Raw genomic sequence first — 16489 nt, 5'->3', positions numbered from 1 at the left:
AACGATCAAAGATTTGCGGAGTACGTCATGGCCATCGCCGTTCCCCTGAACGAGGGCAACAGCCCCACCTTGAAGCAGCGGCTCAAGCACGCCGAGCGGGTCAACCGCTGGAAGGCCCAGGCGCTGATCGCGCCGCTGGTGCTGTTTCTGTTGCTGGTGTTCCTGGTGCCGATCGTGGCGCTGCTCTATAAAAGCGTCGGCAACCCGGAAGTGGTCGGCGGCATGCCGCGCACCGTGACCGCGATTGCTGCGTGGGACGGCCGAGGCCTGCCCGCAGAACCGGTCTACAAAGCCGCCAGCGAGGACCTCGCCGAAGCGCGCAAAAACCAGACCTTGGGCGATCTGTCCAAGCGCCTGAACATGGAGTTGGCCGGCTATCGCAGCCTGCTGACCAAAACCGCCCGCTCGCTGCCATTCGCCAGCGAACCGGCCTCTTATAAAGAAGCACTGGAAGGCCTCGACGAGCGTTGGGGCGATCCGGCCTACTGGCAAGCGGTGAAGCGCAACACCAGCAGCATCACCCCGTTCTATCTGTTGGCGGCGGTGGATCACCGCATCGACGACCTCGGCGAAATTGCCCCGGCCACCCCGGATCAGGCGATCTACCTCGATATCTTCGCCCGGACTTTCTGGATGGGCCTGATCATCACCGTGATCTGCCTGGTGCTGGCGTATCCGCTGGCGTACCTGTTGGCCAAACTGCCTTCGCGTCAAAGCAACCTGCTGATGATTCTGGTGCTGCTGCCGTTCTGGACGTCGATCCTGGTGCGTGTCGCCGCGTGGATCGTGTTGCTGCAATCCGGCGGATTGATCAACAGCGCGTTGATGGCGATGGGCATCATCGATAAACCGCTGGAGCTGGTGTTCAACCGCACCGGGGTCTACATCTCGATGGTGCACATCCTGCTGCCGTTCATGATCCTGCCGATCTACAGCGTGATGAAAGGCATATCGCCGACCTACATGCGCGCCGCGATCTCGCTGGGCTGCCATCCATTCGCCAGTTTCTGGCGGGTGTACTTCCCGCAGACCTACGCCGGTGTCGGCGCCGGTTGCCTGTTGGTGTTCATCCTCGCCATCGGCTACTACATCACCCCGGCGCTGCTGGGCAGCCCGAACGATCAGATGGTCAGCTACTTCGTCGCGTTCTACACCAACACCAGCATCAACTGGGGCATGGCCACTGCGCTCGGCGGTTTGTTGCTGCTGGCGACCGTGGTGCTTTATCTGATCTACAGCTGGCTGGTGGGCGCCAGTCGCCTGCGCCTGAGCTAAGGGGAATTTGAAATGCTGAGTCCTTATATGTCGCCCGTCGAGCGGGTGTGGTTCTACAGCTTGCGGATTCTCTGCGGCTTGATCCTGTTGTTCCTGATCCTGCCGGTGCTGGTGATCGTGCCGCTGTCGTTCAACTCGGGCAGTTTCCTGGTGTATCCGCTGCAGGGCTTTTCGCTGCACTGGTATCAGGACTTCTTCGCCTCGGCGGAATGGATGCGCTCGCTGAAGAACAGCATCATCGTCGCCCCGGCCGCGACCGTGCTGGCGATGGTGTTCGGCACGCTGGCGGCCATCGGCCTGACCCGTGGCGACTTCCCCGGCAAGCCGCTGGTGATGGCGCTGGTGATTTCACCGATGGTGGTGCCGGTGGTGATCATCGGCGTGGCCAGTTACCTGTTCTTCGCGCCGCTGGGCCTGGGCAACAGTTTCTTTTCGCTGATCGTGGTGCACGCGGTGCTCGGTGTGCCGTTCGTGATCATCACGGTGTCGGCGACCTTGCAGGGGTTCAACCACAACCTGGTGCGGGCGGCGGCCAGTCTTGGCGCCTCGCCACTGACCACGTTCCGTCGGGTGACCTTGCCGTTGATTGCGCCGGGGGTGATTTCCGGGGCGCTGTTTGCCTTCGCGACATCGTTCGATGAGGTGGTGGTGACGCTGTTCCTCGCTGGGCCTGAGCAGGCGACGTTGCCACGGCAAATGTTCAGCGGGATTCGCGAGAACCTGAGCCCGACGATTGCGGCGGCTGCAACGCTGCTGATTGCCTTCTCGGTGATTCTGTTGCTGACGCTGGAGTGGTTGCGTGGGCGGAGTGAGAAGCTGCGTACTGCTCAGGTCTAAGAGTCCGCCACCAAAACCTGTGGGAGCGAGCTTGCTCGCGAAAGCGATGTGTCAGGCGATACAGATTGCGCATGTGACGCCGCCTTCGCGAGCAAGCTCGCTCCCACAAGTGCTGCTCTGATCATTCATGCGCTGAATGACAGACAACCCGAATTCCCCAGCTACGCTTGTGCTCAGCTCCCACATCTATAAGAGGCTGCGCACGATGAGTCTTTCCTCGTTCAAGATTGCTCACAAACTGATCACCGGCGCCGGGGCCATCGAGCAACTGGCGGCCGAGCTCACGCGGCTGGACATCGACAACCCGCTGATTGTCACCGATGCCGCGCTGGTCAAGTCCGGCACGGTGGCGCTGGCGCTGGCGCAGATCGGCGAGCGCGAGTACGAAATCTTCGACCGCGTGCTGCCGGATCCGGAGATCGCCATCGTCGAGGACTGCATGCGCGTCTATCGAGAAGGCGGGCATGACGGGCTGATTGGTCTCGGTGGCGGCAGTGCCATCGACATCGCCAAGAGTGTTGCCGCCTATGCTGGTTATCACGGCGCGCTGGAGGATCTGTTCGGCGTCGATCAGGTGCCGCGCAAAGGCCCGCCGCTGATCGCCATCCCCACCACTGCCGGCACCGGTTCTGAAGTGACCAATGTCGCCATTCTTTCGGACAAGGTCGCCCAACTGAAGAAGGGTATCGTCAGCGATTATTTGTTGCCGGATGTGGCGCTGGTCAGCCCGCAGATGACCCTGACTTGTCCGCGCAGTGTCACCGCCGCCAGTGGCGTCGATGCGCTGGTGCATGCCATCGAATCCTACTTGTCGCTAAATGCCTCGCCGATCACCGATTCGCTGGCCATCGGCGCAATCAAGTTGATCGCCCGGTCATTGCCCAAGGCCTACGCCAATCCCTCCAACCTGCAGGCCCGGGAAGACATGGCTACCGCCAGCCTGATGGCCGGCATGGCGTTCGGCAATGCCGGGGTCGGCGCAGTGCATGCGCTGGCCTATCCGCTGGGCGGACGTTTCAACATTGCCCACGGCGTCAGCAATGCGTTGCTGCTGCCGTATGTCATGACCTGGAACAAGATGGCCTGCGTCGAACGGATGCAGGATATCGCCGAAGCCATGGGAGTGAAGACCGCTCATCTGAGTCTCAATGAAGCCGCCGACTGCGCCGTCGCGGCGATGACCGAGCTGTGTGCAGCGGTAGAAATCCCGCTGGGCTTGCGCAGTTTCGGCGTGCCCGAAGAGGCGATCCCGGCCATGGCCGTGGAGGCTGCGGGAATCGAGCGCCTGATGCGCAACAACCCGCGCAAGCTCAGCGCCGCAGACATTGAGAAGATCTACCGGGCGGCGTACTGAGAATCTGTCGGCCATCGGTCATGGCACAACCCAATCATCGCGGTCACGGTGCGCGCGCGGAAACTTGAGGTATACAATGCGCGCCATCGTGATTTAGCTCAGAAAAGGTGCGTCATGCAGCCCTTCGTTATTGCTCCGTCGATTCTCTCCGCCGACTTCGCCCGCCTGGGTGAGGAAGTGGACAACGTTCTGGCCGCCGGTGCCGACTTCGTCCACTTCGATGTCATGGACAACCACTACGTGCCGAACCTGACCATCGGCCCGATGGTCTGCGCCGCGCTGCGCAAGTATGGCGTGACCGCGCCGATCGACGCGCACCTGATGGTCAGCCCGGTGGATCGCATCGTCGGCGACTTCATCGAGGCCGGCGCCACCTACATCACCTTCCACCCGGAAGCCACGCTGCACGTCGATCGTTCGCTGCAACTGATCCGTGAGGGCGGCTGCAAATCCGGCCTGGTGTTCAACCCGGCGACCCCGCTGGACGTGCTCAAGTACGTGATCGACAAGGTCGACATGGTCTTGCTGATGAGCGTCAACCCGGGCTTCGGCGGGCAGAAGTTCATTCCCGGCACTCTCGACAAACTGCGCGAAGCGCGCGCGATCATCGATGCGTCGGGCCGTGACATCCGCCTGGAAATCGACGGCGGCGTCAACGTCAACAACATCCGCGAAATCGCTGCCGCCGGCGCCGACACCTTCGTGGCCGGCTCGGCGATCTTCAATGCGCCGAACTATCAGGAAGTCATCGACAAGATGCGTTCCGAACTGGCGCTGGCTCGCCCATGAGCGGTTTTGAGCAGCTGTTCCCGGGGCAACTGCCGCGGTTGGTGATGTTCGATCTGGATGGCACGCTGATCGATTCGGTACCCGACCTGGCGGCGGCTGTGGATAACATGCTGCTCTCCCTCGGGCGCAAGCCTGCCGGTATCGAGTCGGTGCGCGAGTGGGTCGGCAACGGTGCGCCGGTGCTGGTGCGCCGCGCTTTGGCCGGCGGCATCGATCATTCCTCCGTGGATGACGTCGAAGCCGAGCATGCGCTGGAGGTTTTCATGGAAGCCTACGGCGCCAGCCATGAGCTGACCGTGGTCTATCCTGGCGTGCGCGACACCCTGAAATGGTTGCACAAGCAGGGCGTGGCCATGGCGCTGATCACCAACAAGCCGGAGCGCTTCGTCGCGCCGCTGCTGGATCAGATGAAGATCGGCCGTTACTTCAAGTGGATCATCGGTGGCGACACCCTGCCGCAGAAGAAGCCCGACCCGGCGGCGCTGTTCTTCGTCATGAAAATGGCCAACATCCCGGCCTCGCAATCGCTGTTCGTCGGCGATTCGCGCAGCGATGTGCTGGCGGCGAAAGCGGCGGGGGTCAAATGTGTCGCGCTGAGTTATGGCTACAACCATGGTCGGCCGATTGCCGAGGAATCCCCGGCGCTGGTGATCGACGATCTGCGCACGCTAATTCCCGGTTGCCTGGATACGGCCGCTGGGATAACGTTGCCCGACGCTGTTCAACCCTCTTCTGGAAACGCCATCGTGGTGGTCACCCGCAAACTCTGGATGAAAGTCATCAAGGCCCTGGCCCGCTGGCGTTGGCGCGCCTGACTTGTTCCTGGCCGGCCTGCCGGCGCGTTTGCACACCTGACTGATTTGCACCTCACACCACGAGGCACCCTATGATCCGCGAAGAATTCCTGCGTCTGGCCGCTGACGGCTATAACCGCATCCCGCTGGCCTGCGAAACCCTGGCCGACTTCGACACCCCGTTGTCGATCTACCTGAAACTGGCCGACCAGCCCAATTCCTACCTGCTCGAATCGGTGCAGGGCGGCGAGAAATGGGGCCGTTACTCGATCATCGGCCTGCCATGCCGCACCGTGCTGCGGGTTCATGATCGTCACGTCAGCATCACCGTCGATGGCATCGAGACCGAGAGCCATGACGTCGAAGACCCACTGGCCTTCGTCGAAACCTTCAAGGCCCGCTACAACGTACCGACCATTGCCGGTCTGCCGCGCTTCAACGGCGGTCTGGTGGGTTACTTCGGTTACGACTGCGTACGTTATGTAGAAAAGCGTCTCGGCAAATGCCCGAACCCGGATCCGCTGGGTGTGCCGGACATTCTGCTGATGGTTTCCGATGCGGTGGTGGTGTTCGACAACCTCGCCGGCAAGATGCACGCGATCGTGCTGGCCGACCCGACACAGGCCGATGCCTACGAGCAGGGCCAGGCGCAATTGCAGCAACTTCTGGAAAAACTGCGTCAGCCGATCACCCCGCGCCGTGGCCTGGATTTCAGCAAGCAACAGGCGGCCGAGCCGGTGTTCCGCTCCAGTTTCACCCAGGACGACTACGAAAAAGCCGTCGACACCATCAAGGAATACATCCTCGCCGGTGACTGCATGCAGGTGGTGCCGTCCCAGCGTATGTCGATCGACTTCAAGGCGGCGCCGATCGATCTGTACCGTGCGCTGCGTTGCTTCAACCCGACGCCATACATGTACTTCTTCAACTTCGGCGATTTCCATGTCGTCGGCAGTTCGCCGGAAGTGCTGGTGCGGGTCGAAGACAACCTGATCACCGTGCGCCCGATTGCCGGCACCCGTCCTCGCGGGGCTACCGAAGAGGCGGACGTGGCGCTGGAAGAAGACCTGCTGTCCGACGACAAGGAGATCGCCGAGCACCTGATGCTGATCGACCTCGGTCGCAACGACACCGGTCGTGTTTCGGAAATCGGTTCGGTGAAACTCACCGAGAAGATGGTCATCGAGCGTTATTCCAACGTGATGCACATCGTCTCCAACGTCACCGGCCAGTTGAAAGCCGGGCTGACGGCGATGGACGCACTGCGCGCGATCCTGCCGGCGGGCACCTTGTCCGGCGCGCCGAAGATCCGTGCGATGGAAATCATCGACGAGCTGGAACCGGTCAAGCGTGGCGTATATGGCGGGGCGGTCGGTTACTTCGCCTGGAACGGCAACATGGACACCGCGATTGCGATCCGTACCGCCGTGATCAAGAACGGCGAGCTGCACGTTCAGGCGGGTGGCGGCATCGTCGCCGACTCGGTGCCGGCGCTGGAGTGGGAAGAAACCATCAACAAGCGTCGCGCGATGTTCCGCGCTGTTGCACTGGCGGAGCAAACCCCGGACTGAGTGACGGGGGATTCAGCCATAAAAAACGCGGCACCTGTGAGGGCGCCGCGTTTTTTATGGCCAGCGAATCAGAAGTCGAGCGCTACGCCGACGTTGATCCCTTGCTGGGTGAAGTCGTCATCCTTGCGGATATCGTAGCTGGCGCGCAATGCCAGATCCTTGGTGAGGTTGTGGCTCACACCCAGGTTCAGGCGGTTCAGGTTGGTCTGAGGGGCATAGCCGGCCAGGGTGTAGCGGTTGTTCGGCAGGCTGTTGAGGTTCATCGTCACATTCTGGGTGTCATCGTTGTACTCACGTTCGTGAGCCAGCTCGCCAAACACCTGGGTCTGCGAGGTGATCTGATACTTGCCCTGAATGCCGAGACCGAGACGGCGGGAGATGCGCGACTGATCATCGAACGTCAGCGCGGTGGCGTCGGCGCCGTTTTCCGAGTAACCATCGACTTCAACCTTGGCGAAATCGGCGCTGACGAATGGCGACAGGTGCCATGGGCTGCTCGCTTCTGGCGCAATGTCGTAACCCACGCGTCCGCTGAAGGCCAGGACATAGCCGTCGGTATCGCCTTTCTCGCCGCGTTCGTTGACCCCCAGCTGGAATTTGCGTTTGAGGCTGTCGTAATCCAAATGCCCGGCGGTCACGGCGGCGTCACCCCACCAGCGGTTCTGCTGGTACTGGGCGAACGCGGTGCCCAGATAGGTGTTCAGCTTGTAATCAGAGTCGTTGTCGCCAGCCTCGAGTTTCTGGTTGTAGAAACCGGCCGCCACACCCACGCGCCAGGCGTCGTTGAGACGGTAGCTGCCGCCGATGTTCAGGTTGTAACCGTTGCCGTCGGCGCTGGCGCCGCTGCGCTGGCTGTCGAAATCCTGATGCTGGCCGCCGCCGGCGACAATCGCCCGCCATTGGCCAACGGCCTGCCAGTTTTCCCAATCCGCCAGCCACTGGTTGCGCAGTTCATCCTGATGCGAGCGCAGGGTGCCTTGGGCCATTTGCGGCAGCAGGGTCGCTTCCCATGGCGCGGCCAGTAGCGAGTAAGCGTAATCGGCAATCAGGCGCTGCCCGGCTTCGGTCGGGTGGACGGCGTCGTTGTAGATCAGCTTGGTCGGATCCGGGGTGGCGCTGTTGATGCCATACCGGGCGTTCTCGGTGCAGCCGCTGCCGCTGAAGCAGGTGCCGACCAGATTCTGGTCAGTGGCCAGGCCGAACTGAGCCGGATTGGCGAATGCCTCTTTGAGCAGCACCGGGACGTTCAGCGGAATGACGTTGGCGTTGACGCTCTGCAACTGGCTGACCAGTTCGGTGTTGAACTGGGCGCTGAGTTGTGAGGTGAACGCTTGCAGTGGCGAACCATTGATGGCCGGTGTCAGGCCGATGTCCGGCAACAGCCAGACCATGATGTAGCGGGCGCCTGCACCTTGCAGCGTGCGTACGCTGTCGACCAGTCGATCGGCGGCGGCATTCGCCTGAGGAAGGCTGGTTACGCGGCCCTGGAGGAAGTCGTTGCCGCCCCCAGTCAGGTAATACAGGGCATTCGGGTCGGCACGGAAGCCGTTCGACGGCAGATAACCGGTGCGGGTGCGTTCGCCGGTGGCGGACTGGCTGGTGATCGAGTCGAGAATCTGGTCGGTGCGGTAGCCGCCCACGGCCCAGTTGTTGCCATCCGGCAAGCCTTGGTCGGGGCGTACCGTAGAGGAGGAGGCGGCGGTCTGGTCCGGGGTGAAGCCGAGACGGCCACCGAGCAATTGCGTGGCATTGAGCGAGTAGAACTCACCGCTGCCGTCCTGATAGTTCGGGCCCGTGCGGTTGGTGAAGCGTTTGCCCGACCCGGCGGGGCCGCCGCTGTCGGTGAAGGTCCCCGCATCGCTGAGACTGTCGCCGAAGACCACGAAATTCGAATAAGGATTGGGTGCGGCGTTCGCCTGGGCGCAGGCCATCGCGAGCAGGCATCCGGCGAGCGGTACAAACAACGTCTGTTTGATCATGAGCAAGTCCGTTTATTTATTGTTGTAGTGAACGAAACGACAGTACCAAAAACTTCCGGCGTTTTGCCATCGGTCGTCAACCCTCCCATTGTTTTATCCCCCACGGCCCCGGCCATATTGCACGCTCCGCCCAGCTAAGTTACTGTGCCGAAACGTATGAACGAGACCTTCCCCGTGTTGATCACCAGCAAACTTCTGGATCAAGTCATCAAGGCACACGCCCGCTGGCGTTGGCGCGCCTGAATCTTTTCTGCCGGCCCCGCCGGATCTGTATCGCTTTGCCTTCCTTGCCCGTTTGAAATGCCGCTGTGCCGATGCGACCTGCGCGTCCGACAGTGTGCCGCGCCCTGGCAAGTCATCCGAAGGCTGTCTTCAAGTCAGAATTCAAGAGGTTCGAAACGCCATGTTGCTGATGATCGACAACTACGACTCCTTTACTTACAACGTTGTGCAATACCTTGGCGAGCTGGGTGCCGAGGTCAAAGTGGTGCGCAACGACGAACTGACCATCGCCGAAATCGAGGCGCTCAACCCTGAGCGGATCGTCGTATCCCCGGGCCCGTGCACGCCGACTGAAGCCGGCATCTCCATCGAAGCCATCAAGCACTTCGCCGGCAAGCTGCCGATCCTCGGTGTTTGCCTCGGTCACCAGTCCATCGGCCAGGCTTTTGGCGGCGATGTCGTCCGCGCCCGCCAGGTGATGCACGGTAAGACTAGCCCGGTATTCCACGAGGACAAGGGTGTGTTTGCCGGTCTGAATCGCCCGCTGACCGTCACCCGCTATCATTCCCTGATCGTTAAACACGAAACGTTGCCCGATTGCCTGGAGCTGACCGCGTGGACTCAGCACGATGATGGCTCGGTCGACGAAATCATGGGCCTGCGTCACAAGACCCTGAACATCGAGGGCGTACAGTTCCATCCGGAATCGATCCTCACCGAGCAGGGCCATGAACTGTTCGCCAACTTCCTCAAACAAACCGGCGGCACGCGCTAAGGACTTTCCATGAATATCAAGACAGCCCTGAGCCGTATCGTCGATCACCTCGACCTCAGCACCGATGAAATGCGCGACGTGATGCGCGAAATCATGACCGGCCAATGCACGGATGCGCAGATCGGCGCGTTCATGATGGCCATGCGCATGAAGAGTGAGAGCATCGACGAGATCGTCGGTGCTGTGTCGGTAATGCGCGAACTGGCGGACAAGGTCGAACTCCAGACCCTCGACCGCGTGGTCGATGTGGTCGGTACCGGCGGTGACGGGGCAAACATTTTCAACGTGTCGACCGCATCTTCCTTTGTGGTCGCCGCGGCTGGCTGCACCGTGGCCAAGCACGGTAACCGAGCGGTGTCGGGCAAGAGCGGCAGCGCCGACTTGCTGGAAGCCGCCGGTATCTACCTCAACCTGACCCCGGTTCAGGTGGCGCGCTGCATCGACAACGTCGGCATCGGTTTCATGTTTGCCCAGACTCACCACAAAGCCATGAAATACGCTGCCGGCCCGCGTCGTGATCTCGGCCTGCGTACCCTGTTCAACATGCTTGGCCCGCTTACGAATCCGGCCGGTGTGAAACATCAGGTGGTGGGCGTGTTCACTCCTGCGCTGTGCCGGCCGTTGGCTGAAGTCTTGCAGCGTCTGGGCAGCAAGCACGTGCTGGTGGTGCATTCGAAGGACGGTCTCGACGAGTTCAGCCTGGCGGCGCCGACCTTTGTCGCCGAGCTGAAGGACGATCAGATCACCGAATATTGGGTCGAGCCGGAAGATCTGGGCATGAAGAGCCAGAGCCTGCACGGTCTGTCGGTCGAAGGCCCGGAAGCCTCGCTGGCGCTGATCCGCGATGCACTGGGCAAGCGCAAGACCGAGAACGGTCAGAAGGCTGCCGAAATGATCGTGCTCAATGCCGGTGCGGCGCTGTACGCCGCCGACCTGGCGACAAGTCTGAAAGAGGGCGTGGCGCTGGCCCACGACGCTCTGCACACCGGTCTTGCTCGGGAAAAACTCGAGGAGTTGGGTGCCTTTACCGCGGTATTCAAAGTGGAGAATGAGGGATGAGTGTACCGACGGTTCTGGAAAACATTCTGGCCCGCAAGGTTCAGGAAGTCGCCGAGCGTAGCGCCCGTGTGAGCCTGAGCGAGCTGGAAAGTCTGGCCAAGGCGGCCGATGCACCCCGTGGTTTTGCCCAGGCATTGCTGGCGCAGGCCAAGAAGAAACAACCGGCCGTGATCGCCGAAATCAAGAAGGCATCGCCGAGCAAGGGCGTGATCCGCGAGAACTTCGTTCCTGCCGACATCGCCAAAAGCTACGAGAAGGGCGGGGCGACCTGCCTGTCGGTGCTGACCGATATCGACTACTTCCAAGGCGCCGATGCCTACCTGCAACAGGCCCGCGCCGCGTGCTCGCTGCCGGTGATCCGCAAGGATTTCATGATCGATCCGTACCAGATCGTCGAAGCCCGTGCCCTGGGCGCCGATTGCGTGTTGTTGATCGTCTCCGCGCTGGATGACGTGAAAATGGCCGAACTGGCTTCGGTGGCCAAAGACGTTGGCCTCGACGTGCTGGTGGAAGTGCACGACGGCGATGAGCTGGAGCGCGCGTTGAAAACCCTCGACACGCCTCTGGTCGGGGTCAACAACCGCAACCTGCACACCTTCGACGTAAGCCTGGAAACAACCCTCGACCTGCTGCCACGTATTCCGCGCGATCGCCTGGTGATCACCGAGAGCGGGATCCTTAACCGTGCGGATGTCGAGCTGATGGAAATCAGTGAGGTTTATTCGTTCCTGGTGGGTGAGGCGTTTATGCGTGCCGAAAACCCGGGGACGGAGCTGCAGCGACTGTTCTTCCCGGAGCGCGGCGTTCCGGTGAGCGGTTCGACCCTCGACTGAGTTTCGGTAGAGCGAGTCGAATCCAATCGCGAGCAGGCTCGCTCCCACAGGGAAAGTCATTCCAATGTGGGAGCGAGCCTGCTCGCGATGACGGCATTGAAAGCTCTACAGATTTAACTGTCTGGTGGATACCTTGATGACTCCAACTTCCCTGACCATCGAAACCGGCCTGCAAGCCGAACAGGATCTGCTGGCCTCGGTTTGCGCCGGTGATGCCGAATTTGGCTTGCTGTTCTGGCAGCCCAGCGATCGCGCTTTGGTCATGCCGCGCCGTTTGAACCGCTTGCCCGGATTCGATCATGCCTGCGAAGTCTCCGCTGCTGCCGGCTGGCCGGTGTTGCTGCGTGAAACCGGCGGCGAACCTGTTCCGCAATCGGCTTCCACCATCAACATTGCACTGGTCTACGCACCGCCTCGCGGCGAAAGCGATCTGAACCGCATCGAAACCGGCTACCGGCGGTTGTGCGATCCGATCTGTGAGTTGCTGGATGAGTTGGGTGGCACTTCGTCATTGGGTGAAATCGACGGTGCGTTCTGCGATGGTCGCTTCAACGTCAATCTCGACGGTCGCAAGATGGTCGGCACTGCCCAGCGCTGGCGCCAGAGTCAGGGTGGTCAGCGCCCGGTGGGCCTGGTGCACGGTGCGATGCTGGTGGATGACGAGCGTGAGTCGATGGTCGCGGCGGTCAACCGCTTCAACGAAGCGTGTGGTCTGGAGCAGCGGGTACGTGCCGCCAGCCACATCGCTCTGCATGAAAAATTCCCGGCGCCCCATGCACTGGCGCGTCTCGATGAGCTCTTTCGTTTGATGTTGGCGCAGATATACGCCGGCTGAGCTTTAGAACTCAGCGAGTGCCGAAGACCACCATGGTCTTGCCTTTCACATCTACCAGGTTGCGTTCCTCAAGATCCTTGAGCACGCGACCGACCATCTCCCGCGAACAACCGACAATCCGCCCGATTTCCTGACGGGTCACCTTGATCTGCATGCCGTCCGGGTGAGTCATGGCGTCTGGCTGCTTGCACAACTCCAGCAGGCAGCGAGCAACACGGCCGGTGACGTCGAAGAACGCCAGGTCGCCGACCTTGCGCGTGGTGTTACGCAGGCGTTGTGCGATTTGTCCGCTGAGGACGTAAAGAATGTCTGGATCCTGTTGCGACAATTCGCGGAACTTGGCGTAGCTGATTTCCGCGACTTCGCATTCAACCTTGGCCCGCACCCAGGCGCTGCGCTGTTGCTCCTGGCCGGCCTCTTCGAACAGGCCCAGCTCGCCGAAGAAGTCGCCGGCATTCAGGTAGGCGATGATCATCTCGCGGCCGTCGTCATCCTCGATCAGGATCGTGACCGAACCCCGAATGATAAAGTACAGCGTGTCGGAGCGATCCCCGGCGCAGATGATGTTGCTCTTGGCCGCATGACGCCGGCGCTGGCAGTGCATCAGCAACTTGTCGAGGTTCTTGATTTTGGGTGTGGGGGTAATACCAACCATGGTTGTATCCCGAAAAGACTGCACGGTTATATTTGGTTTTTATATGAGCGGTGGGGCGGTCGCTACAACTGCTGGCTAGGCGCCAGCGAATTGGCGCCAGCTTACCAGACACTTCGTCGAAAATTCGAGAAATCACCTACGTTAAAAACGCTTTGGTCCTAGGAATGCCCTTCGCTGTCAGACCGGAGCCCTGTGCTAAGCTGGCGACCCTTTTTTCTACAGTGGAGTCTTGGCGATGAAGGCACGCATCCAATGGGCTGGCGAAGCCATGTTCCTCGGCGAATCCGGCAGCGGTCATGTCGTGGTCATGGATGGTCCGCCGGACGCCGGTGGTCGTAACCTGGGTGTCCGTCCGATGGAAATGCTGTTGTTGGGTGTCGGAGGTTGCAGCAATTTCGACGTGGTCAGCATTTTGAAGAAGTCCCGTCAGGCCGTTGAAAGCTGTGAAGCCTTTCTCGAAGCCGAGCGCGCGACCGAAGATCCGAAAGTGTTCACCAAGATCCACATGCACTTCGTGGTCAAGGGCCGGGGCCTGAAAGAAGCCCAGGTCAAACGTGCCATCGAGCTGTCTGCCGAGAAGTACTGCTCGGCCTCGATCATGCTCGGCGCCGCCGGTGTAGCGATCACCCACGACTACGAAATCGTCGAACTCGGTTGAAGCGACATTCAACTATCATAAAAGCAGTGCAGACTCTGGCGATCCCCCGCTGACGTCTGCATAATGCGCCACTTTTTTCAGGGCAGTGATCGGTCAACCGACGGGTCATCCGCCTGAACAGATAACCAAAATCGCCATCGCGAAGAGGTGTTAACCGTCCTACGCAGGTGCGTTGTTCGCACTTGACGGGCATGCTTGATCACGCGGCCGTGCCGCATACATAGAGAGTTTTTAACGGTGAAAAGCAAACTCAAGCTCCACGGGTTCAATAACCTGACAAAGACCTTGAGCTTCAACATCTATGACATCTGCTACGCGGAAACCCCGCAAGACCAGCAGGCTTACGTCGAGTACATCAATCAAGAGTACAACGCCGAACGCCTGACGCAGATCCTCACGGAAGTTGTCGAAATCATTGGTGCCAACATTCTGAACATTGCGAGTCAGAACTATGAGCCTCAGGGTGCCAGCGTCACGATTCTGATCTCGGAAGAGCCGGTGACCCCGACCGAAAGCCAGATCGAAGAGTCCCCGGGCCCGTTGCCGGAAATCATCCTGGCCCACCTCGACAAGAGCCACATCACGGTGCACACCTACCCGGAAATCCATCCGGACGCCGGTATCGCGACCTTCCGTGTGGACATCGACGTGTCGACCTGTGGTGTCATTTCACCGCTCAAAGCGCTCAACTTCCTGATTCACCAGTTCGATTCGGACATCGTGACCGTGGATTACCGTGTGCGCGGCTTCACCCGTGACGTTGAAGGCAACAAGCACTTCATCGACCACGAGATCAACTCGATCCAGAACTACCTCTCCGAAGACACCCGCGACGCGTACCAGATGACCGACGTGAACGTGTACCAGGAAAACCTGTTCCACACCAAAATGCTGCTGAAGAACTTCGAACTGGACAACTACCTGTTCGGCGATGCCACCAGCAACCTTTCGCCTGAACAACGCGCTCAGGTGACCGAGCGTGTGAAACACGAAATGCTGGAAATCTTCTACGCGCGCAATATGCCGAGCTAAGAAATCCGGGCACAAAAAAAGGCGACTGCTTTGCGGCAGTCGCCTTTTTTGTGGGCGTTTTTCAGATCCGATAAGTGCTCTTGGTCATCACCTTGGCCAACAGACTCATGCCGAACTTCACCGGCGCAGGGAAGCGGAATCCGCCGGCCTCCAGTGCGCTTTCCGCATGATGTTCTTCATCGATACGCATCTGCTCCAGAATCGCCCGGGACTTTTCGTCTTCGGCCGGCAGTTGTTCCAGATGTTCGTTCAGATGCTTGCAGACTTGATGTTCGGTCGCCGCGACAAACCCGAGGCTGACCTTGTCGCTGATCAACCCGGCGACTGCGCCGATCCCGAATGACATGCCGTAGAACAGCGGATTGAGCACGCTGGTGTGGCTGCCCAACTGGTGAATGCGTTGTTCGCACCAGACCAGATGATCGATCTCCTCTTCGGCCGCATGCTCCATGGCTTCGCGTACCTGCGGCAGCTTGGCAGTCAAGGCCTGGCCTTGATACAGCGCCTGGGCGCAGACTTCACCGGTGTGGTTGATGCGCATCAGGCCGGCAACGTGGCGGGTGTCTTCATCGCTCATTTGCACATCGGGCTGCACGATTGCCGGCGACGGGCGGTACGGCTGGCCGCTGAAGGGCAGCAGGGTACGCATCGCGGCATCGGCTTGCAGCAGAAGACGATCAATGGGCGAGTAGTGACGTTGGGTAGTCATGCTGACCTCCGGGAAGAATCTCGGCGGCCAGTTTAACCGAATCGGCCGGGGAAGGTTTGCGCTGGGTCATGTGGGAGCAGGGCGCTCCCACCGATCTCTGGGTTCTATCAGCCCGGAGGCCAGTTCATCTGACGTTGACCGAGTACATGCATGTGAATGTGGTAGACGGTCTGCCCACCTTTCTCATTGCAGTTCATCACCACCCGGAAGCCTTCTTCGCAACCCAGCTCCAGCGCCAGACGCTGGGCGGTGAACAGGATATGTCCGGCCAGTGCCTTGTCGTCTTCGGTCAGATCGTTGAGGGTGCGCACCGGTTTCTTCGGGATCACCAGAAAATGCACCGGTGCCTGTGGGGCGATATCGTGGAACGCCAGAACCTGGTCGTCCTCGTAGATGATCTTCGCCGGGATTTCCCGGTTGATGATCTTGGTGAACAGAGTATCCACAGCTGTTTTCTCCGTTGTTTGGGCTGGCCTGAGTGTACTCATAGGGGGATTAGCCCGCCCAGTGTTTTACCGTAGGACTTTTCAGCGCGGGCAGTAAGCCTTGTTGACCATGCCGACAATCGTGCGATTGAGCCATCGCGAACCGAACCGTGGCAGAAAGGCGTACCAGCGGTTTCGGCGTCCGGGAATGATGATCGCGCGGTTTTTCTCCAGAGCGCGCACGGTATACAACGCGACTTCCTCGGGGCTCATGAGCAAGTTGCTGCCCTTGAGTTTGTCGTCATTCAGTTGTGCTGTACGGAAAAACGCGGTGCGGGTCGGGCCGGGGCAGAGCACCGACACTTTGACCGCACACTTCTTCAGTTCCACCCGCAGTGCTTCCGAGAAATGCAGAACATACGCCTTGCTGGCGTAGTAGGTGCTCATCCAGGGCCCGGGGTTGAAGGCGGCCACCGACGCGACATTGAGAATCTGCCCGCCACCCTGCAACGCCATGCTGTTGCCGATGGCATGGCAGAGGCGGGTGAGGGCGAGGATGTTCACTTCGATCAGGTCCTGTTCGGTCATCCAGTCCTGGGCCAGGAACGGGCCGCAGGTACCGATGCCGGCGCAATTGACCAACAGATCGATCTGCCGGTCGCCTTCCTCAAGCTCCAGCAAAAAACC

At 60.4% G+C, this 16489-nt stretch carries 17 protein-coding genes; 12 read left to right on the top strand and 5 right to left on the bottom strand.

Going from position 1 to position 16489, the window contains the following annotated elements:
* The first annotated feature begins 27 nt into the window (after positions 1-27).
* The 6 genes from N8H71_RS27990 (at position 28) to trpE (ending at position 6620) form a co-directional block, all read left to right on the top strand.
* A complete protein-coding gene (locus N8H71_RS27990) occupies positions 28-1275 on the top strand; it encodes an ABC transporter permease (RefSeq protein ID WP_262196455.1) in 1248 nt (415 codons plus the stop codon).
* Positions 1276-1287: 12 nt separating this feature from the next.
* The gene (locus N8H71_RS27985) at positions 1288-2112 is read left to right on the top strand and encodes an ABC transporter permease (protein ID WP_011336198.1); all 825 of its coding nucleotides are present in this window, start codon (positions 1288-1290) and stop codon (positions 2110-2112) included.
* A gap of 205 nt (positions 2113-2317) precedes the next feature.
* Positions 2318-3466, top strand: a complete 1149-nt coding sequence (locus N8H71_RS27980; RefSeq protein ID WP_262196454.1) for an iron-containing alcohol dehydrogenase — start codon at positions 2318-2320, stop codon at positions 3464-3466.
* Positions 3467-3580: 114 nt separating this feature from the next.
* On the top strand, positions 3581-4255 hold the full coding sequence (gene rpe, locus N8H71_RS27975; RefSeq protein ID WP_007918813.1) for a ribulose-phosphate 3-epimerase: 675 nt from the start codon (positions 3581-3583) through the stop codon (positions 4253-4255).
* Complete coding sequence (locus tag N8H71_RS27970) at positions 4252-5070, top strand: phosphoglycolate phosphatase (RefSeq protein WP_262196453.1); 819 nt, start codon at positions 4252-4254, stop codon at positions 5068-5070. The genes rpe and N8H71_RS27970 overlap by 4 nt, the downstream gene beginning before the upstream one ends.
* Before the next feature lie 71 nt (positions 5071-5141).
* Positions 5142-6620: an anthranilate synthase component I gene (gene trpE / locus N8H71_RS27965; RefSeq protein WP_262196452.1), complete on the top strand. Its 1479-nt coding sequence runs from the start codon at positions 5142-5144 to the stop codon at positions 6618-6620.
* 68 nt (positions 6621-6688) lie between these two features.
* Here the strand turns inward: trpE and estP are convergent, their stop codons facing one another.
* On the bottom strand, positions 6689-8599 hold the full coding sequence (estP, locus tag N8H71_RS27960) for an esterase EstP (protein ID WP_262196451.1): 1911 nt from the start codon (positions 8597-8599) through the stop codon (positions 6689-6691).
* A 403-nt stretch (positions 8600-9002) separates the two neighbouring features.
* Between estP and N8H71_RS27955 the strand changes: the two genes are divergently transcribed.
* The 4 genes from N8H71_RS27955 (at position 9003) to N8H71_RS27940 (ending at position 12323) form a co-directional block, all read left to right on the top strand.
* Positions 9003-9596 (top strand): aminodeoxychorismate/anthranilate synthase component II, encoded by a 594-nt coding sequence (locus tag N8H71_RS27955; RefSeq protein WP_007956309.1) that lies wholly within the window; start codon positions 9003-9005, stop codon positions 9594-9596.
* 9 nt (positions 9597-9605) lie between these two features.
* Positions 9606-10655, top strand: coding sequence for an anthranilate phosphoribosyltransferase (gene trpD / locus N8H71_RS27950; protein ID WP_007956310.1), 1050 nt, complete (start codon positions 9606-9608; stop codon positions 10653-10655).
* A complete protein-coding gene (gene trpC / locus N8H71_RS27945) occupies positions 10652-11488 on the top strand; it encodes an indole-3-glycerol phosphate synthase TrpC (RefSeq protein ID WP_262196450.1) in 837 nt (278 codons plus the stop codon). Before trpD ends, trpC begins: the two co-directional genes overlap by 4 nt.
* 136 nt (positions 11489-11624) lie before the next feature.
* Positions 11625-12323: a lipoate--protein ligase family protein gene (locus tag N8H71_RS27940; RefSeq protein ID WP_431768326.1), complete on the top strand. Its 699-nt coding sequence runs from the start codon at positions 11625-11627 to the stop codon at positions 12321-12323.
* A gap of 10 nt (positions 12324-12333) precedes the next feature.
* On the opposite strand, the gene crp is transcribed toward N8H71_RS27940, so the two are convergent.
* Positions 12334-12978: a cAMP-activated global transcriptional regulator CRP gene (crp, locus tag N8H71_RS27935; RefSeq protein ID WP_011336190.1), complete on the bottom strand. Its 645-nt coding sequence runs from the start codon at positions 12976-12978 to the stop codon at positions 12334-12336.
* A 235-nt stretch (positions 12979-13213) separates the two neighbouring features.
* Here crp and N8H71_RS27930 point away from each other — a divergent pair, with 235 nt between their 5' ends.
* Both N8H71_RS27930 and speD read left to right on the top strand, forming a co-directional pair.
* Positions 13214-13636 (top strand): OsmC family protein, encoded by a 423-nt coding sequence (locus N8H71_RS27930; RefSeq protein WP_003228794.1) that lies wholly within the window; start codon positions 13214-13216, stop codon positions 13634-13636.
* 237 nt (positions 13637-13873) lie between these two features.
* Positions 13874-14668: an adenosylmethionine decarboxylase gene (gene speD / locus N8H71_RS27925; protein ID WP_262196448.1), complete on the top strand. Its 795-nt coding sequence runs from the start codon at positions 13874-13876 to the stop codon at positions 14666-14668.
* 61 nt (positions 14669-14729) lie between these two features.
* Here the strand turns inward: speD and coq7 are convergent, their stop codons facing one another.
* The 3 genes from coq7 to N8H71_RS27910 all read right to left on the bottom strand — a co-directional run.
* Positions 14730-15377 carry a 2-polyprenyl-3-methyl-6-methoxy-1,4-benzoquinone monooxygenase gene (coq7, locus tag N8H71_RS27920; protein WP_007956317.1) on the bottom strand — a complete coding sequence of 216 codons (648 nt, stop codon included), beginning with the start codon at positions 15375-15377 and terminating at the stop codon, positions 14730-14732.
* Between the two features lie 107 nt (positions 15378-15484).
* Positions 15485-15823 carry a histidine triad nucleotide-binding protein gene (locus N8H71_RS27915; protein ID WP_003228789.1) on the bottom strand — a complete coding sequence of 113 codons (339 nt, stop codon included), beginning with the start codon at positions 15821-15823 and terminating at the stop codon, positions 15485-15487.
* Positions 15824-15904: 81 nt separating this feature from the next.
* The coding region (locus tag N8H71_RS27910) for an SDR family NAD(P)-dependent oxidoreductase (RefSeq protein ID WP_262196447.1) at positions 15905-16489 on the bottom strand (585 nt) is incomplete at its 5' end.

The sequence above is a fragment of the Pseudomonas koreensis genome (genome assembly GCF_025447595.1).
Lineage (GTDB): Bacteria > Pseudomonadota > Gammaproteobacteria > Pseudomonadales > Pseudomonadaceae > Aquipseudomonas > Aquipseudomonas koreensis_H.
Note: the sequence above shows the minus strand (reverse complement) of the source record. Positions and strands in the feature narration are given on the sequence as shown.